Source organism: Stenotrophomonas sp. YJH_SMC_29, assembly GCF_059371235.1.
In genome coordinates this window covers 130,417-155,632 of sequence record NZ_JCAFUK010000003.1, presented here as the reverse complement: position 1 = coordinate 155,632, position 25,216 = coordinate 130,417, and the positions used below count along the sequence as shown (strand labels likewise).

The following is a 25,216-nucleotide window of genomic DNA, read 5'->3' as shown; positions in this document are numbered from 1 at the left end:
TGCCTTCTTTGCCGCGTGTTTGTCCTGGCAGGCTTGAAAAGCAAGTGTAAGTCGCGGCGTGCTCCAGCACCCGCGCTGTTCGGTTTGGAATGCGGGCCACGCCCGTGCGTGCCCCTGGGAGGGGGCGGTACATCCATTCGATCGTATGTCAGAGGGGACTTTCATGAGCACTTGCAGTTTCCGTGGCACCCAAGGCCCGAGGATCGGTTCATGAGCCGCACGTTGGCGAAGCTCCGGTCCAGGGCGATGTTCACCTTCGTGGGCGGTGCCCTGGTCATCAACCCGGCCTTTGCGCAGGACGCTGCACCGGCAACCGGCCAGCCACCGCAGAGCCCGTCGCAGCCCACCCAGCTCGATGCCGTGCAGGTCACGGGCATACGCAACAGCCTGAGCCAGGCCATGGACATCAAGCGCGACTCGGCCGGCGTGGTCGACGCGATCAGTGCCGAAGACATCGGCAAGTTCCCCGACACCAATCTTGCAGAGTCGCTGCAGCGCATCACCGGCATCTCCATCGAGCGCCGTGATGGCGAGGGCGCACAGGTCACCGCGCGTGGCTTTGGTCCCCAGTTCAACATGGTCACGCTCAATGGCCGGCAGATGCCGGGTGCCGATGCCTTCGGTGCGTCCGGGCAGGTGGCCATCGGCGGTGTGGACGGCGGTACCCGCGCCTTCAATTTCGCGCAGCTGGCCGCCGAAGCGATCAATGGCATCGAGGTGTACAAGACCAGCCAGGCACAGGTGCCCAGCGGCGGCATCGGCGCGACGATCAACATCCTGACCGCCCGTCCGCTGGATCACGCTGGCATCGTGGCCAACGCCGGCGCGAAGCTGGTGTCCGACCGCAGCCAGCCGTTCGACAATGACCTGACCCCGGAGCTGTCGGGCATCTTCAGTTACAGCAACCCGGAAAAGACCTTCGGCGTCAGCCTCAGTGCCAGCCAGCAGAAGCGCAAGGGCGGTTCGGTGCAGGCCACGGAGAACTACTGGAACGTGCAGCCGTGGACGGGGTCGATGCCTGGCAACCCGGCCGTGGTGAATGCGCCGGCCATCGGCCAGCTCTACGCACGTCCCAACGACCTGCGTTATGCGTTCTCCGAGTTCGAGCGCGAACGCGTCAATGGCCAGGCGGTGCTGCAGTTCGCACCGACAGACAGCCTGACCCTGACCATGGACTACACCTACTCGACCAACGAGATCACCGAGAATCGTGGCGAGCAGGGCATGTGGCTGCAGAACAGCAACTACACCAATGTCCAGTTCGACACCTCCGGCGCGGTCGCCACCCCGGTCTACATCCGCGAGATCGCCGGCACCAAGGACTTCGGGCTGGAACAGCAGCGCAGCATGCAGGAGTACAAGCTGGGCTCGCTGGGCTTCAACGCGGTCTGGAATGTCAGCGACCGCTTCAAGCTCAGCTTCGATGCGCACAATTCGAAGAATGAAAGCCGCCCCAATGACCCGCTGACCGGCGGCGGCTCCATCTTCATGAGCATTGCCGGCACCAACAACTGCACCCGTGGCCCGCATTGCGGTGGCTCCTGGGTGCAGGAGCTGAACTTCAACAATGGCCTGCCGGTCGGCACCCAGGTCTGGTATCCCAGTACTGCCGATGCGATCGCCGGCACCAATGGCGTGGTCAACCCGGGCTTCCAGGAAGGCGAGATCGGCACCCAGGTGCTGCGCGTCAACGCGCAGACGCAGATCAGCGAGATCAAGCAGGCGCGTGTCGACGGCGAATGGAACTTCGACCACGGGCGCTTCCAGTTCGGCGTGGATGCCAACAAGTCCACCACCCACCGCATCCAGGCGGCCGAGGCTTATTCGACCCTGGGCGACTGGGGCGTGGCCAACGTGGACCGGGATACCGCCGGCGGCCTGATGGACCTGCTGCAGCCGGTCAGCATCGTCGGCCTGTTCGACGACTACAGTGCGAACAGCTGGCCGGCCTGGCGCGGCAATGCCGGGCAGCTGGCGCAATGGGCATCGCGCGAGTACGGCGTCGGCCTGGGCGTGAACCCGCAACGCGCGGCCGACAACTTCGTGGAAGAGAAGACCAAGGCGGCGTACTTCCAGGTGGAGCTGGACGGGGAACTGGGTGGCATGCGCACCAACACCCGCCTGGGCGTGCGCTATGAAACCACCGACGTGGTGTCGACCTCGGTCATTGCCGTCCCCGAGTCCATCGAGTGGCAGGCCAACAACGATTTCCGCATCGTGCTGTCCGATGAGCAGCAGCCCTTCACCGAGAAGGCGCGCTACAGCTACATCCTGCCCAACCTCGATTTCAGCATCGACCTCACCGAGGAACTGAAGGGCCGCGTTTCGTTCGGCAAGAGCATCGCCCGCGCGCCGTACGGCAACCTGTATGCAGGGCCCGGGGCGCAGCAGCCGTTCGGTTCGGTGCTGATCGATCCGTCGTCGCGCGCCTCGGGCAACTCGCAGAATCCGAGCCTGAAGCCGCTGGAATCGGACAACCTCGACCTGGGGCTGGAGTGGTACTTCGCCGACGCCAGCTATGTGTCATTGACCTATTGGAACAAGTCGGTCAGCAACTTCATCGGCAACACCGTCGTCCAGGAAAGCCTGTACGGCCTCACCGATCCGACCTCCGGGCCGGATGCGCGGGCGGCGCTGGACTTCCTGACCAGCGGCGCCTGCGTCGCCCAGGTCGGGCCGGCCAATGCCGCTGCCTGCTCGGCCAACGACACCTCGCTGTTCACCGCACTGGCGTTGCTGCGCAACAATCCCGCCGGCCTGGGTGCCTACAACGGCACCGATGCGCAGGTGCTGGCCACCGAGGCAGCCTACGACCTGCATGGGCAGGCCAACGATCCGCTCTACCAGTTCAACGTCAATCGCCCGATCAACCAGAACAAATCCAAGCTGCATGGCTGGGAGCTGGGCGGCCAGTACTTCTTCGGTGACACCGGCTTCGGCGTGCTGGCCAACTACACCGTGGTCAAAGGTGATGTCGGCTACAACAATGGCGGCGATCCGGGTATCGACCAGTTCTCGCTCACCGGCCTGAGCGACACTGCCAACGCTATGCTGATGTACGAGAAGTACGGGTGGTCGGTGCGCCTGGCATGGAACTGGCGCGACCAGTACCTGATCCTGGCCAACCAGGGCTCCAGCCGCAATCCGTACTATGTGGAGCCGTACGAGCAATGGGATCTCAGCGTCAACTACGCGCTGGATGACCACTGGTCCTTCAGCCTGGAGGCGATCAACCTGACCGGCGAGGATGTGCGGTGGCGCTCGCGCACCTCGCAGATGATCGTCAAGCTGGCCGACCAGAGCCCGCGCTACATGCTGGGCGTACGCTACAAGTTCTGAGCCTGGTTGCCGATGCGCCCGGCACGGCACCGCTGCCCGCCAGCGGTGCCGCGCCGGGACGGTGTCGCCGCACCTGTCGCGCCTGCGCTACTCTGCCGGCCAGCCACCCCGCACTGGACTGGATACCCTGATGGCCCGCTATGAAATGCTCAACAACATCGCGCATCGGGACCTGACGGTCGCCACCGGATTCGGGCCACAGTTCGGCGATGCGGTGGGCATGGTGCCCGCCTATCCCAGCGAGTTTGCCGAACTGCAGCGCGAGTATCCGATCTTCCTGCGCCGGGAGACCGGGACCGGGGCGTGGCAGTCCGTCGCCCTGCTGGGTTTCGAGCAGCACGAGAACCTGTACCTGCAGGACGGATGCTGGAATGCCTCCTACCTGCCCGGCGCGGCCGCAAAAGGGCCGTTCCTGATCGGCTTCCAGGAGCACTACGTGGACGGCCTGCTCACCCAGGACGCGGTGATGCACGTCGACCTGGACCATCCGCGTGTCACCTCCGGCGGCGGTGAGCCGGTGTTCCTGCCGCAGGGTGGAAACACGCCTTACCTGGACCACATCGCCGGGGTACTGCGCGGCATCCACGAGGGCAGCGCGTACGCGGCCGCAATGTTCGCGATGCTCGACGACAGCGGCCTGATCCAGCCGGTCACGCTCGACGTGCAGGTCGCGCCGCATCACCGGGTGAGCGTGAGCGGACTGCATGGCATCGACCGGGAGCGCCTGGCGACGCTGGACAGCGCACGCCTGGCTGAACTGAACCGCGCCGGCTACCTGGAAGGCGCGTACCTGATGCTTGCGTCGTTGCACAACATGCGCCGCCTGATTGCCGAGAAGCAGCGCCGCCTCCGCGCCCAGGACGGCGCGGCGCAACCGGCCAGGAACTGACCGGTGCGCGCGAACCTGCCGTTGCCGGTTCTGGAAGGCGTCGATCCTGCCGAGCTGCCGCTGGCTGCCCTGGCGGAGGCGGGTGAACCGGTCGTGCTGCGGGGCATTGCCAGCGGTTGGCCACTGGTGCAGGCGGGCGTGCGCTCGGCGCAGGACGCGATGGCCTACCTGCGCAGCGTCGATGCGGGCGGGCCCATCCAGTATTCGTTCGGCGGCGCCGAGATCGAGGGCCGCCCGTTCTACAGCGCGGACTACACCCGGCTGAACTTCGACGTGCGGCGCGGCGCGCTGGCGCAGGTGCTGGAGGAGATCGCCACCACGCTGCAGTCCCCGCGGCCGCCGACCTATTACGTGGCCTCGCTGCCGATCGAGCGGGCACTGCGGCCGGCATTCGCGCAGGTCAACGACGCCGGTCTGGCGAAGCAGGGCATCGATGCCACGGCCAGCATCTGGATCGGCAACCGGGTGACGGCCTCGTGCCACTTCGACACACCCGACAATCTCGCCTGCTGTGCAGTGGGGCAGCGCGAGTTCACCGTGTTCCCGCCCGAGCAGATCGACAATCTGTATCCGGGCCCGCTCGACCCCACGCCCGGTGGCCAGGTGGTGAGCGTGGTGGACTTCGAGCGCCCCGACTTCGAGCGGTACCCGCGTTTCCGGGAAGCGCTGGCGAACGCGCGCAGCGCCGTGCTTGGGCCCGGCGATGCGATCTTCATTCCGGGCATGTGGTGGCACCATGTGCGCAGCCTGGCGCCGTTCAACGTGCTGGTGAACTACTGGTGGCGCCGTTCGCCGGCCTGGCTGGGATCTCCACTGTCGGCGCTGCACCACGCGATGTGGGCCGTGCGCGACCTGCCGGCGCGCGAAAAGCAGGCCTGGGAAGGGCTCTTCCGGTACTACGTATTCGGCCCCGGCGAGCGCGCCGGGCAGCACCTGCCTGACGCCGCGCGCGGGGATCTGGCACCGTTCGACGAGCCGCGCGCGCGCCGCATGCGCGCGATGCTGCTGGGCAGGCTCAACCGTTGAGAAGGAGCGCCATAGTGGATACCGAGAGCACCCCCGCAGGACGCATCCGCAAGGTGGTCATTGCCGGCGGCGGCACCGCGGGATGGCTGGCCGGCTGTGCGCTGGCGCACCAGTTCCGTGACCAGCTGGAGATCACCCTGGTCGAGTCCGAGCAGATCGGCACCGTCGGCGTCGGCGAGTCCACCGTGCCGCCCATCCGCACCTTCCACCGCTTCCTGCAGATCGACGAGCAGGACTTCCTGCGCGCGGTGGCCGGCACCTTCAAGCTGTCGATTTCATTCGAGAACTGGCGCCTGCCGGGGGACCGCTTCTTCCACCCGTTCGGCACCATCGGCCACGGCACCTGGGCGGCACCGTTCCATCACTTCTGGCTGGACAGCCTGCGCCGCGGCATGCCCTCGGACCTGGGTGACTTCTGCCTGGAGAGCATTGCCTCGCGGGGCGACCGCTTTTCGTTGCAGACCCAGCCGCAGGCCAGCTACGCCTACCACTTCGATGCCGGGCTGTATGCGCGGTTCCTGCGCCGCAGGGCCGAGGGCCACGGCCTGCACCGGATCGAAGGCAGGATCGCCCAGGTCCGGCAGCATGCGCATGACGGATCGGTGCAGGCGCTGGTGCTGCAGGACGGGCAGGTGATCGAGGGGGATCTGTTCATCGACTGCACCGGCTTCCGTGGCCTGCTGATCGAGCAGACGCTGGGCACCGGCTACGAGGACTGGCACGAGTGGCTGCCGTGCGACCGGGCCGTGGCCGTGCAGACCGAAGCGGTTGCGCCCCCTGTGCCCTATACCCGGGCGATCGCCCACGAAGCGGGATGGCGCTGGCACATCGCGCTGCAGCACCGGGTCGGCTGCGGGCTGGTGTATTCCAGCCGCCACCTGTCCGATGACGAGGCCACAGCGAAGCTGCTGCGCGATGTGGTGGCACCTCCCTTGCGCGACCCGTGGCAGGTGCCGTTCCGCAGCGGGCGTCGGCTGAAGGCCTGGAACAGGAACGTGGTGGCCCTGGGGCTGGCGAGCGGTTTCATCGAGCCCCTGGAATCGACCAGCATCCACCTGACGATCAGCGCGGTGGTGCGCCTGATCCAGTTGTTCCCGTTCGATGGCATCCGCGCGTCGCTGGTGCAGCTGTACAACGATGTCAGCCGGCAGGAAATGGAGCACGTGCGCGACTTCATCATCCTGCACTACCACGCCACGCAGCGCACCGAGCCGATGTGGAAGGCATGCCGCGAGATGCGCGTGCCCGAATCGCTGCAGCAGCGGTTGCAGGCGTGGCGCGAGCGTGCGCACGCTTGGCAGGACCCCGGCGAGCTGTTCCGCGTCGAGTCCTGGACCAGTGTGCTGCTCGGGCAGGGCATTCCGCCAGGCCCGCCGCATCCGCTGGCGCGGGCGGTGAGTGACGCCGATCTGCGCACCCTGTTGAAGGGCATCCAGCAGCCGGTGCAGCACGCCGCGGCGCAGATGCCGACCCAGGCAGAGTTCATCGCGCAGTACTGCAGGTCCGGCGCAGACGTGTGGCGTTCGATGGCGACGCCCGCATAGCAGGGTTTTGCGTTGCAGCACGCTTTTTCCGCTGCAGCTGGTTACAGTGCGGAAACACCGCAGGCGATGACGCATGCGGTGGCAACGCGGGGGCCGGACAGCACGCCCCCTTTTTGAGTCCACGGAATGTTAGCGCTACCTTTTTGTTGATCGGAGGCGGTTTCGATGGGTCTGGTTGCAGGGATCGATGCAGGGACGCAGAGCCTGAAGGTGCTGGTCTACGACCCGCAGGCGCAAACGGTGGCCGCCGCCACCAGCGCGCTGCTCACGCTGGACAGCGCGGCCGACGGCAGCCGCGAGCAGGCGCCCGCCGATTGGGTAGCGGCCCTCCATGATTGTTTCGCCCGGATCGATCCCGCGCTGCGCGCACGCATCGTCGCGATGGCGGTCTCCGGCCAGCAGCATGGGTTCGTGCCGGTGGATGCGGCAGGCGAGGTGCTGGCGCCGGCCAAGCTGTGGTGCGACACCAGCACCTCGGCCGAATGCGCGCAGATCATGGACGCCGTGGGTGGGGTACGCCGCACCATCGCGCTCGCGGGCAACCCGATCCTGGCCGGCTATACCGCATCCAAGCTGCCCTGGACCCGGACCCACCGTGCCGACGCCTACGCACGGCTGGCGACCATCCTGCTGCCGCATGACTACCTCAATTTCGTGTTGACCGGCCAGCGGTTCTGCGAGCATGGCGATGCGTCCGGAACCGGTTGGCTGGACGTGCGCACACGCACGTGGTCGCAGGCGTTGCTGCGCGCGACCGATCCTGATCGCGACCTGGCCGCCTGCCTGCCGCCCATCGCATCACCCGATGCGCTGTTCGATATCGCGCCTGCTGCGGCAGCCGCGCTGGGGCTGCCAGCGACGGTGAAGGTTGCCGTTGGCGGCGGCGACAACATGATGGCCGCGATCGGCACGGGCTGCGTCACCGAAGGACGCCTGGCGATGAGCCTGGGAACGTCTGGAACGCTGTTTGCCTACTCCGGATCGCCGGTGATCGATGCCGACGGCGCCTGGGCCGCGTTCTGCTCGTCCACGGGGGGATGGCTGCCGCTGATCTGCACCATGAACTGCACCGTGGCGACCGAACAGGTCGCCCGTGCCTTCGGCTTCAGCACGCGCGACGGCGATGCGCACCTGCGCGCGACGCCACCGGGAGCAGGCGGGCTGGTGATGCTGCCCTTCCTCAATGGCGAACGCACGCCGGACCTGCCGCTCGGCAAGGGCGTGCTGGCCGGCCTGGACACCGCCAATTTCACCCCGGCGCACCTCTACCGCGCCGCCATGGAGGGCGCGACCTACAGCCTGAAGTACGGCTACGACGCCTTCGTCCGCGCCGGCATGCAGTTCGATCGCATCGTGCTCACCGGCGGCGGCAGCAACAGCGCGGCCTGGCGTCAACTGGTGGCCGATGTGTTCGGCCTGCCCGTGGAGGTCCCGGTGCAGTCCGAAGGCGCGGCGTTTGGCGCGGCACTGCAGGCGCTGTGGGCGCTCGCCCGATCGCAGGGCAACCCCAGTTCGATCAGCGACATCACCGCACGGCACGTCACCGTCGATCCCGCGCTGTCCGCGCGCCCGGATCCGGATCGCAGCGATGCCTATGCACGGGCCTACGCACGCTTCCTCAGTCATCTTGATGCCATCACGCCGCTGCAGCGCGGCTGATGGCTCCTCCACGACACCCCGTACAACGACAGGAGCACGCACCATGAGCACGCAGCTCTTCATCGGCGCCAAGGAATACTTCCCCGGCATCGGCCGCATTCCGTTCGAGGGCAAGGGCTCGGACAATCCGCTTGCCTTCAAGGTCTACGATGCCCACCGGGTCATCGGCGGCAAGACCATGCAGGAGCACCTGCGCTTCGCCGTGTGCTACTGGCACACCTTCTGCAATGCCGGGCACGACCCGTTCGGCCCGGGTACCCGGCAGTTCCCGTGGGAGGCGGGCTCGCCGCTGGCCACGGCCGAAGCGAAAGTGGACGCGGCGTTCGAGTTCTTCACCAAGCTGGGCGTGCCGTACTGGTGCTTCCACGACATCGACCTGGCGCCGGATGCCGATGACATCGGCCAGTACCAGAAGAACCTCATGCACATGGTGGGCCTGGCCAAGGCGCGCCAGGACGCCACCGGCGTCAAGCTGCTGTGGGGCACGGCCAACCTGTTCTCGCACCCGCGCTACATGAACGGTGCATCGACCAATCCCGATTTCGCCGTGGTCGCGCGCGCCGCGGTGCAGGTCAAGGCTGCACTGGAAGCGACGGTCGAGCTGGGCGGCGAGCATTACGTGTTCTGGGGCGGACGCGAGGGCTATGCATCGCTCGCCAATACCCAGATGAAGCGCGAGATCGAGCACTTCGCGCGTTTCCTCACCATGGCCCGCGACTACGGTCGCAGCATCGGCCTGAAGGGCAACTTCCTCATCGAGCCCAAGCCGATGGAGCCGATGAAGCACCAGTACGACTTCGACAGCGCCACGGTGGTGGGCTTCCTGAAGGAGCATGGGCTGGACAAGGACTTCAAGCTCAACATCGAGGCCAACCACGCCACGTTGTCCGGGCACACCTTCGAGCACGATCTGCAGGTCGCCTCGGATCATGGCCTGCTCGGCAGCATTGATGCCAACCGCGGCAACGCGCAGAACGGCTGGGACACCGACCAGTTCCCCAGTGATCTGTACGACACCGTGGGCGCGATGCTGGTCGTGCTGCGCCAGGGTGGGCTGGAGGGCGGGTTGAACTTCGATGCCAAGGTGCGCCGCGAGTCGACCGACCTTGAGGATCTGTTCATTGCCCATATCGGCGGCATGGACGCCTTCGCACGCGGGCTGGAGGTCGCCCATGCACTGCTGACCGAGTCGCCGTGGGAGCAATGGCGCAAGGAGCGCTACGCGAGTTTTGACAGCGGCGCCGGCCAGGAGTTCGAGCGCGGCACGCTCAGCCTGCCGGACCTGGCGGGCCTGGCCGCCCGCCTCGGCGAACCGCGCCAGGCCAGCGGCAAGCAGGAGCGTTACGAAAACCTGCTCAACCAGTACCTGCTGCGCTGAGCGTGGCAGGCAGGCCAACGGCGGCAACGGTGCACTCAAGGGGACGGGGATGAACCAGGCAGCAGGCAGCGGGGAGAACACCCGGCTGATCGTACTGATCAGCGTGGTAGCGACGATTGGCGGTTTTCTGTTCGGCTTCGACAGCGGTGTGATCAATGGCACCCAGGATGGCCTGCACCAGGCGTTCCGGTCCGGCGAATGGATGCAGGGGTTCGAGATCGCGTCGATGCTGCTGGGCTGTGCGGTGGGCGCGTTCAGTGCCGGCCGCCTGGCCGACCGCCTCGGCCGTCGCAACGTGCTGATCCTGTCGGCGGTGATGTTCCTGCTGTCGGCACTCGGTGCCGGGGCGGCGGTCTCGTCGGGCTGGTTCATTGCGGCGCGTGTGGTGGGCGGATTCGCGGTCGGCGCGGCGAGCGTGATCTCGCCGGCCTACATTGCCGAGGTCGCTCCGGCCCGCTATCGCGGCCGCCTGGCCACGGTGCAGCAGATCGCCATCATCACCGGGCTCACCGCTGCCTTCCTGTCCAACTACCTGCTGGCGGCCGCAGCGGGCGCGTCGACCGAGCCGCTGTGGGCCGGGCAGGCCGCCTGGCGCTGGATGTTCTGGATGCAGGCCGCGCCGTCGCTGGTGTTCCTGCTGCTGTTGCTGACCATTCCTGAGAGCCCGCGCTACCTGGTGGTGAAGCGGCGCAAGGACGACGCGCTGCGCGTGCTCACCCGGCTGCTCGGCAGTGACAAGGCCCGCGCCACGCTCGAAGAGATCGATGCCTCGCTGTCCAACGACCACCATCGCCCGCGCCTGTCCGACCTGAAGAGCAGGGCGACCGGGCGGATCCGCCCGATCGTGTGGGTCGGCGTCGGCCTGGCCTGCTTCCAGCAGCTGGTCGGCATCAACGTGGTGTTCTATTACGGCGCCGTGCTGTGGCAGGCGGTCGGGTTCTCCGAGAACGACGCACTGCTGATCAACGTGCTGTCCGGCGCGCTGAGCATCGGTGCCTGCGTGGTCACGGTGCTGCTGATCGACCGGATCGGCCGCAAGCCGTTGCTGTGGTTCGGCTCGGCCGGGATGTCGCTGTCACTGGCACTGGTGGTGGTGGCCTTTGCCAGCGGTTCGCTGGCCGACGGGCACCTGCAGCTGCCCGGTCGCATGGGCACGCTGGCACTGGTGGCGGCCAATGCCTACGTCGTGTTCTTCAACCTGTCCTGGGGGCCGGTGATGTGGGTGATGCTGGGCGAGATGTTCCCGAACCAGATCCGCGGTTCGGCCCTGGCGGTCGCCGGCGCGGCGCAATGGACGTCCAACTTCGTGGTGACGGTGACGTTCCCGATGCTGCTGGCTGCGGCCGGGCTGGCGGCCACCTACGGCATCTACCTGGTGGCGGCGATCATTTCGGTGATCTTCGTGGTCCGGCATGTGCACGAGACCAAGGGCAAGGAACTGGAGCAGATGGAAGGATGAGCACCATGGCATTGCAGACCTCCGTATCCCGCACCGGCGCCCTGGTCGCCGTGCTGGCGCTGGCATTGCTGGGCTGCCACGGCCAGGACCGGCCCGCCGCCACTGCGGCAACCGGCAGCGACCCGTGGCCGCAGGTCACCTGGCCACTGGCCGAGGATCCTGCCCTGGAGAAGCGGATCACCGACCTGATGGCCGGCATGACGGTGGAGGAAAAGGTCGGCCAGCTCGTGCAGGGCGACATCGCCAGCCTCACTCCCGATGACGTGCGGCGCTACCGCCTCGGTTCGATCCTGGCCGGTGGCAATTCCGACCCGGGTGGCCGCTACGACGCGTCACCGGCCGAATGGCTGGCGCTGGCCGATGCGTTCTATGACGCGTCCATGGATACCTCCAACGGCGGCAAAGCCATTCCAGTGCTGTTCGGCATCGATGCCGTGCATGGGCAGAGCAACATCATTGGCGCCACGTTGTTCCCGCACAACATCGGGCTGGGTGCCACGCGCAATCCGGAGCTGCTGCGGCAGATCGGTGGCATCACCGCCCTGGAGACCCGCGTCACCGGCATGGAGTGGACGTTCGCGCCGACCGTTGCGGTACCCCAGGATGATCGCTGGGGCCGCACCTACGAGGGCTACTCGGAATCGCCCGAGGTGGTGGCCAGCTACGCGGGGGCCATGGTGGAGGGATTGCAGGGCAGGGTAGGGACGCCCGAGTTTCTCGATGGCCGTCATGTGATCGCGTCGGTGAAGCACTTCCTCGGCGATGGTGGCACCACCGGCGGCAAGGACCAGGGTGACACGCGCATCAGCGAGCCCGACCTGGTGCGCATCCATGCGGCCGGATATCCCCCGGCGATCGCCGCCGGCGCGCAGACGGCCATGGCCTCCTTCAACAGCGTCAACGGTGAAAAGATGCACGGGCACCGGCATTACCTCACCGACGTGCTCAAGGGGCGCATGCAGTTCGGTGGCTTCGTGGTCGGTGACTGGAACGGCCATGGCCAGGTCAAAGGCTGCACCACCACGGACTGCCCGGCCACCATCAACGCTGGCCTGGACATGGCGATGGCGTCGGACAGCTGGAAGGGCTTCTACGAGACCACGCTGGCAGCGGCGAAGGACGGGCGGATTTCATCGCAGCGCCTGGATGACGCGGTGCGCCGCATCCTGCGCGTCAAGTTCCGGCTCGGCCTGTTCGAAGCGGGCCGGCCGTCGTCGCGGGCCGTTGGCGGCCAGTTCGCACTGATCGGCGCGCCCGAGCATCGCGCGGTGGCCCGCCAGGCGGTACGCGAATCGCTGGTGCTGCTGAAGAACCAGAACGGCCTGCTGCCGCTGTCGCCGAAGCAGCGGATCCTGGTGGCCGGCGACGGCGCCGACGATGTCGGCAAGCAGGCCGGCGGCTGGACGCTCAACTGGCAGGGCACCGGTACCACCCGCAAGGACTTTCCCAACGCGGACTCGATCTACGAGGGCATCGCGCGGCAGGCCACGGCGGCCGGCGGTGAGGCCGTGCTTGCCGTTGACGGCCGCTACGCGGTGAAGCCCGACGTGGCCGTGGTGGTGTTTGGCGAAGACCCCTATGCCGAGTTCCAGGGGGACCGGCCCACCTTGGCCTACAAACCGGGCGACGAGACGGACCTGGCGCTGCTCAGGCGGCTCAAGGCCGAGGGCATCCCGGTCGTTGCGGTCTTCCTGAGCGGGCGGCCGCTGTGGGTGAACCGGGAAATCAACGCCGTCGATGCCTTCGTGGCCGCCTGGCTGCCGGGCTCGGAAGGCGGCGGCATCGCCGATGTGCTGCTGCGCGGGGCCGATGGCCGCGTGCAGCACGATTTCAAGGGCAGGCTCAGTTTCAGCTGGCCGCATACCGCCACGCAGTACGCCAACAACGTGGGCCAGAAGGACTACGACCCGTTGTTCGCATTCGGCTTCGGCCTGACCTATGCCGACAAGGGCGACCTGCCCGTGCTGCCCGAGGCGTCGGGCCTCACCGGCAACGAAGGCGCGTCCGGCGTGTTCTTCGCGCGCGGTGACGCGGGCCCCGGCATGGCGCTGCGGATCGAGGATGCGGCAGGGCAGGGGTTGAACGTGACCCGCGTGCCGGATGCCTTGCCCGACGACCGGTTGAAGATCACCGGCGTGGATCACCTGGCCCAGGAAGACGGGCGGCGGCTGGCGTGGTCGGGCAACGGCGAGGCTGTCGTCGCGCTGCAGTCGCACACGCCACTGGACCTGCAGCGCGAGGCCAACGGTGACCTGATGCTGTTGACCACGTTGCGCGTTGATGCGGCGCCGCGTGGCCAGGCATGGCTGTCGGTAGGCTGTGGTGCCGGCTGTTCGGCGCGGATCGCCATCGCGGCCACCTTGGCCGCCATGCCGGCGGGCCAGTGGACGCGGGTGGGTGTTCCGCTGAAATGCCTGGCCGCGGCCGGTGCGAAGCTGGATGCGCTCGACCGGCCCTGGGCGCTGGCCACGGCCGGCGCCATGACGCTCTCGGTGTCCCGCGTCGCCCTGGGGGCATTGAACGAGGCGCAGGTCACGGTGCGCTGCGATGCGCGATGATCATTCGCACCGCAGCCATCGCTGCCGGTACATGCACCGCGAGGCCGCGCGCGTGAGCCAGGCGCGAGCGCTATCGGGGCTTGGGCGGCGCGGCGACCGAATCACGTGCGATCAACCGGTGCGGCACCACGTGGTCGCGCAGCACGGGCGTGTCGCCACTGGGACGGCGGATGGTGCGCAGCAGGATGTCGATCGCCGCGTTGGCCATGAAGGCGATCGGCTGGTGGATCGTGGTCAGTTCCGGCCACACGGTGGTTGCGGCCGAGGTGTCATCGAAGCCGACCACCGACAGGTCGCGCGGGACGTCCAGTCCGCGCCGATGCGCCACCGAAATGGCGGCCGCGCCCATGTCGTCGTTGCTGGCGAAGATCGCCGTCGGCGGCCGGCGCTGGGACAGCAGTTTTTCAGCCGCGGCCAGGCCGGACCGGTAGGTATAGTCGCCTTGCTGGACCAGGCCGGGTTCCACCGCCAGCCCCGCCTCGCGCAGCGCCGTGACGAAGCCGTCGTAGCGCAGCGCACTCGCGCTCAGGTCAGTGCGTCCGCGGATGAAGCCGATACGGGTGTGCCCCTGGCGGAGCAGGTGCTCGGTCATTTCCCTGCCGGCGCTGAAATCGTCGATGCGGACACAGGACAGGGCGTCGCTCAGGCGACCCGATGCGATGGCCACCACCGGAATGCCTGCCTTGACCAGTTCGCTTACCGCGGCCTGCGATTCGCACAGGGGCGGCGGCAGGATCACCCCGTCGACGCGCCCGGCAAGCGCACGCGCCGCCTTGCGCTCGGACTCGGCATCCAGGTTGTCCCAGTAGTCGATGACCAGCTGGAGCGCGGAACTGGACGCGACGCGCAGCAGCCCCACCAGCAGCTCGCGCAGGTAGGCGCCGCTGGGGTTGGTATAGATCAGGGCAATGCGCGTGTGCTGCGCGGCGGCCAGCGAACTGGCGGCAAGATTGGGCGTATAGCCCAGCTCGCGCACGGCGCGCAGCACGCGCTCGCGGGTGACATCACGCACCTTGCCCTGGTTGATCACCCGCGACACGGTCATCGGCGAAACGCCGGCAAGGGCCGCAACCTCGTCGATGGTCACGCCTGCGGTTCTGCGGCGAACCGACTTCTTCGGCTTGTCCAATGCACGATCCCTTTGGTCTTGGTGGCGCTGCCGCGCCGGTGCGCGGGACGATGATGAACCGTCGCGGGCCCGGCCGTAGTCTACAAAGGCGCATGTTAACGCCGTTGTTCCGCGCTGTCGGCAAGCGGCTGTGCGCCCTCCTGGCGCTGCTGGCGTGCGCCGGCGGCGTGCACGCGGAGGACGGCTACGCGTTGTGGATGCGTTACGTGCCGGTTGCCCCGGCGGTCGCCGCCGAGTACCGGCTGCAACTGTCGGAGGTGGTTGCGCCGGACCGCACGCCGGTCCAGCGTGCCACCCGCGATGAGCTGGCGCGCAGCCTGCCAGGCTTGCTGGGATCGGCTCCGCCGATGCGGACGGCGATCAGCGCCGGCCATGCGCTGGTGCTGGGTACGCCGCAGTCCTCGGCCCTGGTCGCCGCGTTTGGCAAGGAGATCGCCACGCTGGGCGACGACGGGTTCCTGATCCGGCGGGTCCGGATCGACGGACGCGATGTGCTGCTGGTGGCGGCGCGCGGGGACGTCGGCGTGTTGTATGGCACGTTCCATCTGCTGCGCCTGCTGCAGCGTGGCACGTCGCTGCTGGGGCTGGAGGTGCGTGAGTCGCCACGGGTCGCCCTGCGTGTGCTCGACCATTGGGACAACCTGGATCGCTACGTCGAGCGCGGCTATGCGGGCAGCTCGCTGTGGGACTGGCAGACCCTGCCGCACTGGCAGGATCCGCGCTACACCGATTACGCGCGGGCCAACGCCTCGCTCGGCATCAACGGCACCGTCCTGAACAACGTCAATGCCAGCGCCCTCAGCCTGTCGCCGGCCTATCTGGCCAAGGCGGCCGCGTTGGCCGACCTGTTCCGTCCCTACGGCATCCGGGTGTACCTGAGCGCGCGTTTCAGTGCGCCCATCGAGTTGGGCGGGCTGGCGACCGCCGATCCATTCGATCCAGGTGTACAGCGCTGGTGGCGCGACAAGGTCGATGAGATCCATGCGCTCATTCCGGATTTCGGCGGCTTCCTGGTCAAGGCAAACTCGGAGGGGCAACCCGGCCCGCAGGACTACGGTCGTTCCCACGCCGACGGTGCCAACCTGCTGGCCGACGCACTGGCGCCGTACAACGGCGTGGTGATGTGGCGGGCCTTCGTGTACTCGCACGAAGTGCCCGATGATCGCGCCAAGCAGGCCTACAGCGAATTCGTCGGGCTCGACGGTGCCTTCCGCCCGAACGTGATCCTGCAGGTGAAGAACGGCCCCATCGACTTCCAGCCGCGCGAGCCGTTCCATCCGCTGTTCGGCGCCATGCCACGCACGCCGCTGATGCTGGAACTGCAGATCACCAAGGAGTACCTGGGCTTCGCGACACACCTGGTGTATCTGGGAACGCTCTACCAGGAAGTGCTGCAGGCCGATACCCATGCCCGCGGCGAAGGCTCCACGGTCGCCCGCGTGGTTGATGGCTCGCTGGAGGGGCATGCGCTGACCGGCATCGCCGGCGTCGCCAACATCGGCGTGGACCGCACCTGGAGCGGCTCGCATTTCGACCAGGCCAACTGGTATGCGTTCGGGCGACTGGCCTGGGATCCACGGCAGTCCGCGCGCGGCATCGCCGAGGACTGGGCCGCGCTGACCTTCTCGCCCGACCCGCAGGTGACCGGCCCGATCGTGCGGATGATGATGGACTCGCGCGAGGCGGCGGTGGATTACATGACGCCGCTGGGCCTGCATCACCTGATGGCGCGCGGCCATCACTACGGCCCTGGCCCCTGGGTGGACGGGGGCCCGCGCGCGGACTGGACGTCGGTGTACTACCACCGCGCAGGCCGCGACGGCATTGGTTTCGACCGCAGCGCCCGCGGAAGCAACGCGGTGGGCCAGTATGCGCCGCAGGTGGCCGAGGTCTATGGCGACCCGGCGCGGGTGCCCGAGCCGCTGCTGATGTGGTTCCATCATGTGCCGTGGGATCACCGCATGCGCTCGGGCAGGACGCTCTGGGACGAACTGGTCGGGCGCTATTCGCGCGGCGTGCGCCAGGTGCAGTCGATGCAGGCGACCTGGGCAGGCCTGCGCGACCGGATCGATCCGCAGCGGCATCGGCACGTTGCTGCGTTCCTGCAGATCCAGCGCGACGAAGCGCAATGGTGGCGTGATGCCAGCGTGGCGTACTTCCAGTCACTCAGCGGACGGCCGCTGCCAGCCGGCGAACGGCCACCGCCGCATCCGTTGGCGTACTACCAGGCGTTGCAGTTTCCTTTCGCACCCGGGGATGGGCGATGAGCCGGATCGGATGGGCCGCGCGTGCGGCGGCGATGATGGTGCTGGCGTGGCCTGCCGTGCCGGCCGCGGCCGCTGAAACGGCAGGGTTGCTGGACCCGCTGTTCCAGGACCACGCGGTCCTGCAGCGTGACCAGCCGATCGCCGTCTGGGGCCAGGCCCGGGCCGGGGAGGTGGTGTCGGTGACCTTCGCCGGCCAGGCGGTGACCACCCACGCCGACGCCACGGGCCGCTGGCAGGCGACGCTGCCTGCCACCGGCGCAGGCGGGCCATACACCCTGGAGGCCGCCGCCGGGCCCCGGCGTGAGTCAGTGCGCGATGTGCTGGTCGGCGACGTCTGGTTGTGCGCGGGCCAGTCGAACATGGAACTTCCGGTGTGGCGCTCGCTCAACGCAGCCAGCGAGATCGCCGCGGCCACGATCCCACGCATCCGGCTGTTCACTGTGCCGCACGCCGCGGCCGTGCAGGCACAGGCGCATTTCAATGGTCGTGTCGCATGGTCGCCGGCAACGCCCGATGCGATCCGCGACTTCTCGGCAGCCTGCTTCTACTTCGCCCGCGAGCTGCAGCGCACGGTCGACGTGCCGATGGGGCTGATCCAGGCGGCGTGGGGCGGCTCGCGGATCGAGGCCTGGACCCGTGCCGATGCACTTCGAGGGCAGGGCGGCATGGACGAGTCCCTTGATATCCTCGCGCGGTCCGCGCGTGATCCGCTGGCGGCACGCGCAGCCTGGGGCCGCTACTGGCAGCACTGGTGGGCCACGCGTGAGGGCGCGCTGCCCGGCGACGCGCCCTGGCGCGCGGACACCGATGACCGCGGATGGTCGCGCGCACCGGCGGCGTTGGGGGCGTGGGAGCGGTGGAACGTGCCCGCGCTTGCCGACTACAACGGCATGGTCTGGTATCGAACGCAGGTGATGCTGAGCGCTGGACAGGCTGCACGCGGCGCGACCCTGGAGCTGGGATCGGCCGACGAGGCGGACGTGACCTGGGTGAACGGCGTTGCCGTGGGCAGCCAGTACGGCGCCGGCGAGAGGCGCTACCCGTTGCCCCGCGGCCTGTTGAAGACAGGCTTGAACAGCGTTGCGGTCAACGTGCTCGACACCTACGGCGAAGGTGGCCTGGCGGGCCCCGCGACGGCACACGGCCTGCGGCTCGACAACGGTGAGCGGGTGGTACTGCAGGCGCCGTGGAAGTACCGGGTGGCGCCGGGCCAACAGGCGCCGCCATTTGCCCCCTGGCAGGCCGCCACCGGGCTGTCGACGCTGTACAACGGGATGATCGCGCCGCTCGGCGGCGTCGGGCTGCGCGGCATGCTCTGGTATCAAGGAGAATCGAACACCGGCGAGGGCGCGACGTATGCGCTGCGCCTGCGTGCGCTGCGCGACGACTGGCGGCGGCAGTTCGGCGCACGCCTGCCCCTGTTGCTGGTGCAGCTGGCCGGTTATGGCCAGCCACCGGTTGCGCCGGCCGACAGCGGCTGGGCGCAGGTGCGCGAGGCGCAGCGGCGGGTTGCGGCCGAAGATGCGCAGAGCGGGCTCGCCATCGCCATCGACATCGGCGATGCCTACGACATCCATCCACCGAACAAGCAGGAGCTCGGGCGCCGCCTCGCGCGCGTGGCGCGCCACGTCGTATATGGCGAGCAGGACGTGGCCCCTTCAGGTCCGCGAGCGGTCACCGCGGTGCGGACGCCCGCGGGCGTGGCCATTGCGTTCGAGGACGTCGACGGCGCACTCACCGCGACCGGCGCGGTGGGTCCGATCGGCTTTGAATTCTGCGGGTCGGAGCGCGATACCCGCCACTGCGAGTACGGCGACGCTGCACTGGAGGGGCACCGGGTGCTGCTGCGCGGCCCGCTGTCGAGGCGTGCAACGCATGTCCGCTACTGCTGGGCCGATGGCCCGGTGTGCACGCTGCGCGATCGCAGCGGGGCGCCGGCAGGCCCCTTTGAACTTCCCATTGCCGAAGCCGAGACGCGACGATGATGACGTTGTCCAAGCAGTCCCCTCCGGCCCGCGACAGGGCCGGCCTGAGGTCACTGGTGCGCCCCCTGCTGGCGGCGGCACTCCTGCTGTCGGCCGCAACCAGCCCGGCCAGCGCGCCGGCGGACGCACCGCCGGTGTACTTCGACTGGTTCGAATATCGCGGCCACGACGCGGCGTTCGACACGCCGCTGCCGGCCGGCCACTACCGCAATCCAGTGCTGGCCGGCTTCCATGCCGATCCCAGCATCGTGAGCGCGAACGGCCGGTTCTACCTGGTCAATTCCAGCTTCACGTACTTCCCGGGCATTCCGGTGTTCGAGAGTGCCGACCTGGTGCACTGGAAGCAGATCGGCAATGTGATCGAGCGGCCGACGCAGCTGGACTTCGACGGGTTGAGCGTCTCCCGCGGCATCTTCGCCCCCACCATCGAGTACCACGATGGGGTCTTCTACGTGGTGACCACGGCCACCGACAGTGGCGGCAACTTCATTGCCACCGCGCGCGACCCGGCCGGGCCATGGTCGGACCCGCACTGGCTGCCCGGCATCGACGGCATCGATCCATCACTGTTCTTCGATGACGACGGCAAGGTGTACCTGATCAACAACGACGCGCCGCCCGGCACACCCCGCTATGACGGCCACCGCGCGATCTGGATGCAGCAGATCGATCTGGCCGCCTTCCAGCCGGTGGGGCCGCGACGGGTGCTGGTCGACGCGGGCGTGGAGCCGGCGAAGAACCCGATCTGGATCGAAGGCCCCCACATCTACAAGCGCCAGGGCTGGTATTACCTGTCCGACGCCGAAGGCGGCACCGGGCCGCAGCACTCGCAGGTGGTGCTGCGCAGCCGCACCGTGTGGGGCCCGTATGTCCCCTACGCGGGCAATCCGATCCTGACCCAGCGCGAGCTGCCCGACGACCGACCGCTGCCGATCACCAATGCCGGCCATGCCGACCTGGTCGAAGGCCCGGATGGTTCGTGGTGGGCGGTGTTCCTGGCCAGCCGCAACTATCAGAAGCGCCACTACAACACCGGGCGCGAGACCTATCTGCTGCCGGTGCGCTGGCAGGACGGCTGGCCACGGATCCTGCCGACCGACGAGGCCATCCCCTACGTGGTCAAGGCGCCGTCGTGGATGCAGGGCGAGGCATCCCAGGCTCCCTCGACCGGCAACTTCGTCGAGCGCGACAACTTTGATGGCCCGACGCTTGATCGGCAGTGGCTGCGCGTGCGGGTGCCCAAGCATGCCTGGGCCGACCTGGCCACGCGTCCGGGAATGCTGGCCGTGCACCCGCTTGCCGAGGACCTGGACACGCTGCGCAATCCGGCGTTCCTTGGCCGACGCCAGCAGCACCTGCAGTTCGAGGCGAGCACCGCGATGAGCCGCCCCGGGCCTGGCGTGGCGGCCGGCCTGGCCGCGTTCCAGAGCGAGGCGTACTGGTATTTCCTGGGCGTTCGCAGCCTGCCGGACGAGCGGCTTGCGCTGTTCCTGGAAGTCCGTGACGGCGGTGGCAGTACGCGCACACTGGCCACCCGCGAAGTGCGGGCACCGGAGGCGTTGCGGCTGAAGATTGCCGGCAACGAGGGTGACTACACGTTCTCGTTCGACACCGGCGACGGGCAGGGCTGGCAGCTGCTCGCAGGCAAGGTGGATGGCACCGTTCTGAGTACGGACCGGGCAGGCGGCTTCGTAGGCGCACTGCTGGGTCCCTTTGCGCGCGATGAGCGCACCGGGAGGAGCAAATGAAGTTGCCGTCACTGTCCATCGCCGCCCGTCGCTGCAGGTTGCACGGCCTGCCGGTCCTGGCCGTCCTGGCATGCATGGCGACCGTCGCGTCGGCGGCATCGCCGCAGCCCTGGCTGGATCCTTCGGCCAGCTTCGAGCAACGGGCCGCCGCACTCGTCGCGCAGATGACGCTGGAAGAGAAGGCCGCGCAGATGCAGAACGCTGCGCCGGCGATCGAACGCCTGGGAGTGCCCGCCTACGACTGGTGGAACGAGGGACTGCACGGCGTGGCACGGGCAGGGCAGGCCACGGTGTTTCCGCAGGCAATCGGCCTGGCCGCGACCTTCGACGTGCCGTTGATGAGGCAGGTGGCCACGACCATCAGCGACGAGGCCCGCGCGAAGCACCACCAGTTCCTCCGCGAAGGCGCGCACGGGCGTTACCAGGGGCTGACCTTCTGGTCGCCGAACGTCAACATCTTCCGCGACCCGCGCTGGGGTCGTGGACAGGAAACCTATGGCGAGGATCCCTACCTCACCGCCCGCATGGGCGTGGCCTTCGTGCGCGGCCTGCAGGGCGACGATCCGGTCTACCGCAAGCTGGACGCCACCGCCAAGCATCTGGCGGTGCACAGCGGCCCGGAAGCCGACCGCCATCACTTCGACGCACGCCCGAGCCGTCGTGACCTCTACGACACCTACCTGCCGGCGTTCGAAGCGCTGGTCAAGGAAGGCGATGTGGATGCGGTCATGGGCGCCTACAACCGCGTGTACGGCGAGTCCGCCAGCGCCAGCCGCTTCCTGCTGCGTGATGTGCTGCGGCGCGACTGGGGCTTCAAGGGCTACGTGGTCTCGGACTGCTGGGCCATCGTCGACATCTGGAAGCACCACCATATCGTCGCCACGCGCGAAGCCGCCGCGGCGCTGGCGGTCAGGAACGGCACCGAGCTGGAATGTGGCCAGGAGTACGCCACGCTGCCTGCCGCAGTGCGCCAGGGGCTGATCAGCGAAGCGGAGATCGACGATGCGGTGACACGCCTGTTCACCGCACGGATGCGCTTGGGCATGTTCGATCCGCCGGAGCGGGTGCGCTGGGCGCGCATTCCGGCGTCGGTGAACCAGGCCCCGGCCCATGATGCGCTGGCTCTCAAGGCCGCGCAGGCGTCGCTGGTGCTGCTGAAGAACGACGGCATCCTCCCGCTGTCGCGCGACCTCAAGCGCATTGCCGTGGTCGGACCCACCGCCGACGACACCATGGCACTGCTCGGCAACTACTTCGGCACACCGGCGGCGCCGGTCACGATCCTGCAGGGCATACGCGAGGCGGCCAAGGGCGTCGAGGTGCGCTATGCCCGCGGCGTGGACCTGGTGGAAGGGCGCGACGATCCCGGTGCCACGCCGCTGATCGAGCCAACCTTCCTGCGGCCATCGGCGGACTCGCCCGAGCGTGGCCTGCGCGGCGAGTACTTCCGCACGCCAGACCTGTCCGGCACTCCGGCCCTGGTGCGTACCGACGCGCAGATCGGCTTCCGTTGGGACCGCGGCTCGCCGACCGACAACCTGCTGGCGCGCGGCGAAGCGGCACCGGGGCAGGGGATCCCGAACGACCGCTTCAGCATCCGCTGGAGCGGCCAGCTGCTGCCGCCGGTGTCCGGCCGCTATCGTCTGGAGGTGGCCGGCGACGATGGCTACCGGCTGTATCTGGACGGCAAGCGCGTGATCGATCACTGGGTAAACAGTGACCGGCTGCATGCCGAGGGCATTGAACTCGACCTGCAGGCGGGGCGGGCCTATGAGCTGAAGCTGGAGTACTACGACGACCAGCGCGATGCCGGCGTGCGCCTGGGCTGGCGCATGCCCGGCGCCAAGGCGCCGTTCGATGAAGCGCTCGATGCCGCACGCGATGCCGACGTGGTGGTGTTCGTCGGTGGCCTTACCGGCGATGTCGAAGGCGAGGAGATGACCGTCAACTATCCCGGCTTTGCCGGCGGTGACCGCACCGATCTGCGGCTGCCTGCGCCCCAGCGCACCCTGCTGGAGGCCCTGCACGGCACCGGCAAGCCGGTGGTGATGGTGCTCACCGGCGGTTCGGCCATCGCCGTGGACTGGGCGCAGGCACACCTGCCGGCGATCCTGATGAGCTGGTACCCGGGCCAGCGCGGCGGCACTGCCGTCGGCCAGGCGCTGTTCGGCGACATCAATCCGGCGGGTCGCTTGCCGGTCACCTTCTACAAGGCCGGCGAAGTGATGTCGGCGTTCGACGACTACGCCATGGAGGGCCGCACCTACCGCTACTTCCGCGGTACCCCGCTGTATCCGTTCGGCCACGGGCTGTCGTACACGCGGTTCGAGTACGGAGGCCTCCGCCTGGATGCGGATGCGATCCGCGCCGACGGCCACCTGCGCGTGCAGGTGGACGTGGCGAACGCCGGCAGCCGCGCCGGTGACGAGGTGGTGCAGCTGTATGTACGTCGCGAGCGCGGCAGCACGGGCGACGCCGTGCAGGAGCTGCGCGGCTTCCAGCGTGTCCACCTGGCTCCGGGCGAACGCCGCACGGTGGCATTCACCCTGGAGGCGCCGCAGGCGCTGCGCCACTATGACGACGCCCGCGCCGCGTACGTGGTGCGGCCGGGTGCCTACGAGGTCAGGGTCGGGGCGTCCAGTGCGGATGTGCGTGCGCAGGGCAGGTTCACGGTGGTGCCCACGCATGACTGATCGTCACCGCCGGCCACTCCCATCCGTTCAGATCCCTTTTCCAGGACGTCCGCTGCATGGCAAGCACTGAACACGCGCTATCGGTACGCGAAAAGCTCGGCTACAGCCTGGGCGATCTCGCGGCCAACCTCATCTTCCAGACCCTGATCACCTATCTGGCGTTCTTCTACACCGACGTCTATCGCCTGCCGGCTGCTACGGCGGCAACGATCATCTTCGTGGTCGGCCTGCTTGGCGCATTCGTGTTCACCCCATTGATCGGCATCGCGGCCGACCGCACGTCCACGCGCTGGGGGCGCTTCCGCCCGTGGATCCTGTGGACGGCCATTCCGTTCGGCGTGCTGTCACTGCTGGCGTTCAGTACACCGGACCTGGGCGAACGTGGCAAGGTGGTCTACGCGCTGACCACCTACGCGCTGCTGGTCTGCGTCTACGCTGCGAACAACCTGCCGTACTCCGCGTTGAGCGGTGTACTGACCGGCAGCATGGCCCAGCGCAACAGCCTCTCGGCCTACCGGTTCGTGGCCGTGATGATCGCGCAGTTCATCATCCAGGTGCTGTTGATGCCACTGGTGCTGATCCTGGGGGACGGCGACCGGGTGCGCGGCTTCGAACAGGTGATGACCGCGTTCGCCATCATCGGCACGTTGTTCTTCCTGATCACCTTCGCCACCACCCGTGAACGCATCGTGCCGACCCGCGAGCAGAGTGGCGGCGTATTGCAGGACCTGTCCGACCTGCTGCACAACCGGCCGTGGCAGGTGATGCTCGCGCTGACCGTGCTGGTGTTCATCAACCTGGCGCTGAAAGGCGGCAGCTACATCTATTACTTCCAGTACTACATGAGTGAGGCGGCACTGGCCGCATTCCTGCAGGGTTCGGGTTTCAATGGGCTGATCAGCGGCTTGAACGCCGGCCTGGCCCGTGCCGGCTTTGCGGCATTCACCTGGCCCACGGATGCCGCCACCTCGGCTTTCAGCCTGTTCAATGCCTGCGGCATCCTCTGCATGATCCTGGGCATCGGCCTGTCGCGACGGCTCGCCGACCGCTTCGGAAAGCGCGATGTCTTTGGCGGCGCGCTGTTCGTCTCGACGTTGTTCCTGCTCGCCTTCTACTTCTTCCCACCCACTGCGGTCTCCGTGGCCTTCGGCGCCTTCATGCTGCATGGCTTCTGCTACGGCATCACCATCCCGCTGCTGTGGGCGATGATCGCGGACGTAGCGGATTACTCCGAGTGGAAGAACCACCGCCGCGCCACTGCGATCATCTTCTCGGCGATGCTGTGCGGCCTGAAGATCGGCCTCAGCGTGGGCGGTGCACTGGTGGCCGCCATTCTTGCCCACTACGGCTACCAGGCGGGCCTGGCACAGCAGCCCGAGGCGGTGGTGGAAGGCATACGGCTGACCATCAGCGTCTACTGCGCCATTCCTTTCCTGCTCGCGGTGGCGCTGCTGTTCGCCTACGAGATCGACAAGCGTGCCGAAACCCGCATCGAACAGGATCTCCTGCTGCGTCGCCGCTCCGCCGACGCCTCCGCTTAAC

Annotated in this window: 14 protein-coding genes; 13 read left to right on the top strand and 1 reads right to left on the bottom strand. The window is 68.0% G+C overall.

The window, feature by feature from the left end; translation table 11 throughout:
* The first annotated feature begins 210 nt into the window (after positions 1-210).
* From AC5P9I_RS05250 to AC5P9I_RS05215, 8 genes are all read left to right on the top strand, one after another.
* A complete protein-coding gene (locus AC5P9I_RS05250) occupies positions 211-3,339 on the top strand; it encodes a TonB-dependent receptor (protein WP_074725161.1) in 3,129 nt (1,042 codons plus the stop codon).
* Between the two features lie 130 nt (positions 3,340-3,469).
* Entirely contained in the window at positions 3,470-4,228 is a 759-nt protein-coding gene (locus AC5P9I_RS05245) for a SapC family protein (protein WP_130768011.1), read from the top strand.
* Between the two features lie 3 nt (positions 4,229-4,231).
* Entirely contained in the window at positions 4,232-5,254 is a 1,023-nt protein-coding gene (locus AC5P9I_RS05240; RefSeq protein ID WP_130768012.1) for a cupin-like domain-containing protein, read from the top strand.
* 11 nt (positions 5,255-5,265) lie between these two features.
* Complete coding sequence (locus tag AC5P9I_RS05235) at positions 5,266-6,798, top strand: tryptophan halogenase family protein (protein WP_495217315.1); 1,533 nt, start codon at positions 5,266-5,268, stop codon at positions 6,796-6,798.
* A gap of 165 nt (positions 6,799-6,963) precedes the next feature.
* Positions 6,964-8,457 (top strand): xylulokinase, encoded by a 1,494-nt coding sequence (xylB, locus tag AC5P9I_RS05230; RefSeq protein ID WP_187756611.1) that lies wholly within the window; start codon positions 6,964-6,966, stop codon positions 8,455-8,457.
* 43 nt (positions 8,458-8,500) lie between these two features.
* Entirely contained in the window at positions 8,501-9,835 is a 1,335-nt protein-coding gene (gene xylA, locus AC5P9I_RS05225; protein WP_130768014.1) for a xylose isomerase, read from the top strand.
* Positions 9,836-9,884: 49 nt separating this feature from the next.
* Positions 9,885-11,294: a sugar porter family MFS transporter gene (locus AC5P9I_RS05220; RefSeq protein WP_049467277.1), complete on the top strand. Its 1,410-nt coding sequence runs from the start codon at positions 9,885-9,887 to the stop codon at positions 11,292-11,294.
* The gene (locus tag AC5P9I_RS05215; RefSeq protein ID WP_187756610.1) at positions 11,291-13,852 is read left to right on the top strand and encodes a glycoside hydrolase family 3 protein; all 2,562 of its coding nucleotides are present in this window, start codon (positions 11,291-11,293) and stop codon (positions 13,850-13,852) included. Before AC5P9I_RS05220 ends, AC5P9I_RS05215 begins: the two co-directional genes overlap by 4 nt.
* Positions 13,853-13,922: 70 nt before the next feature.
* Here the strand turns inward: AC5P9I_RS05215 and AC5P9I_RS05210 are convergent, their stop codons facing one another.
* Entirely contained in the window at positions 13,923-14,981 is a 1,059-nt protein-coding gene (locus tag AC5P9I_RS05210; protein WP_187756609.1) for a LacI family DNA-binding transcriptional regulator, read from the bottom strand.
* Positions 14,982-15,073: 92 nt separating this feature from the next.
* On the opposite strand from AC5P9I_RS05210, the gene AC5P9I_RS05205 reads away from it, so the two are divergent.
* The 5 genes from AC5P9I_RS05205 to AC5P9I_RS05185 all read left to right on the top strand — a co-directional run bounded on the left by AC5P9I_RS05205 (position 15,074) and on the right by AC5P9I_RS05185 (position 25,215).
* Positions 15,074-17,248, top strand: coding sequence for an alpha-glucuronidase family glycosyl hydrolase (locus AC5P9I_RS05205; protein ID WP_130768017.1), 2,175 nt, complete (start codon positions 15,074-15,076; stop codon positions 17,246-17,248).
* Positions 17,245-19,233 (top strand): sialate O-acetylesterase, encoded by a 1,989-nt coding sequence (locus AC5P9I_RS05200; RefSeq protein ID WP_187756607.1) that lies wholly within the window; start codon positions 17,245-17,247, stop codon positions 19,231-19,233. The genes AC5P9I_RS05205 and AC5P9I_RS05200 overlap by 4 nt, the downstream gene beginning before the upstream one ends.
* Positions 19,234-19,286: 53 nt before the next feature.
* A complete protein-coding gene (locus tag AC5P9I_RS05195; RefSeq protein WP_130768189.1) occupies positions 19,287-20,981 on the top strand; it encodes a glycoside hydrolase family 43 protein in 1,695 nt (564 codons plus the stop codon).
* 74 nt (positions 20,982-21,055) lie between these two features.
* Positions 21,056-23,674, top strand: a complete 2,619-nt coding sequence (locus tag AC5P9I_RS05190; RefSeq protein WP_235645174.1) for a glycoside hydrolase family 3 protein — start codon at positions 21,056-21,058, stop codon at positions 23,672-23,674.
* Positions 23,675-23,730: 56 nt separating this feature from the next.
* Entirely contained in the window at positions 23,731-25,215 is a 1,485-nt protein-coding gene (locus AC5P9I_RS05185) for an MFS transporter (protein ID WP_130768019.1), read from the top strand.
* Position 25,216: the final 1 nt, after the last annotated feature.

What these genes read in the sequence shown, in the direction of transcription:
- AC5P9I_RS05250 (WP_074725161.1), top strand. Translation starts at nt 211, where the DNA reads ATGAGCCGCACGTTGGCGAAGCTCCGGTCCAGGGCGATGTTCACCTTC.
- AC5P9I_RS05245 (WP_130768011.1), top strand. Translation starts at nt 3,470, where the DNA reads ATGGCCCGCTATGAAATGCTCAACAACATCGCGCATCGGGACCTGACG.
- xylB (WP_187756611.1), top strand. Translation starts at nt 6,964, where the DNA reads ATGGGTCTGGTTGCAGGGATCGATGCAGGGACGCAGAGCCTGAAGGTG.
- xylA (WP_130768014.1), top strand. Translation starts at nt 8,501, where the DNA reads ATGAGCACGCAGCTCTTCATCGGCGCCAAGGAATACTTCCCCGGCATC.
- AC5P9I_RS05220 (WP_049467277.1), top strand. Translation starts at nt 9,885, where the DNA reads ATGAACCAGGCAGCAGGCAGCGGGGAGAACACCCGGCTGATCGTACTG.
- AC5P9I_RS05215 (WP_187756610.1), top strand. Translation starts at nt 11,291, where the DNA reads ATGAGCACCATGGCATTGCAGACCTCCGTATCCCGCACCGGCGCCCTG.
- AC5P9I_RS05205 (WP_130768017.1), top strand. Translation starts at nt 15,074, where the DNA reads ATGTTAACGCCGTTGTTCCGCGCTGTCGGCAAGCGGCTGTGCGCCCTC.
- AC5P9I_RS05200 (WP_187756607.1), top strand. Translation starts at nt 17,245, where the DNA reads ATGAGCCGGATCGGATGGGCCGCGCGTGCGGCGGCGATGATGGTGCTG.
- AC5P9I_RS05190 (WP_235645174.1), top strand. Translation starts at nt 21,056, where the DNA reads ATGGCGACCGTCGCGTCGGCGGCATCGCCGCAGCCCTGGCTGGATCCT.
- AC5P9I_RS05185 (WP_130768019.1), top strand. Translation starts at nt 23,731, where the DNA reads ATGGCAAGCACTGAACACGCGCTATCGGTACGCGAAAAGCTCGGCTAC.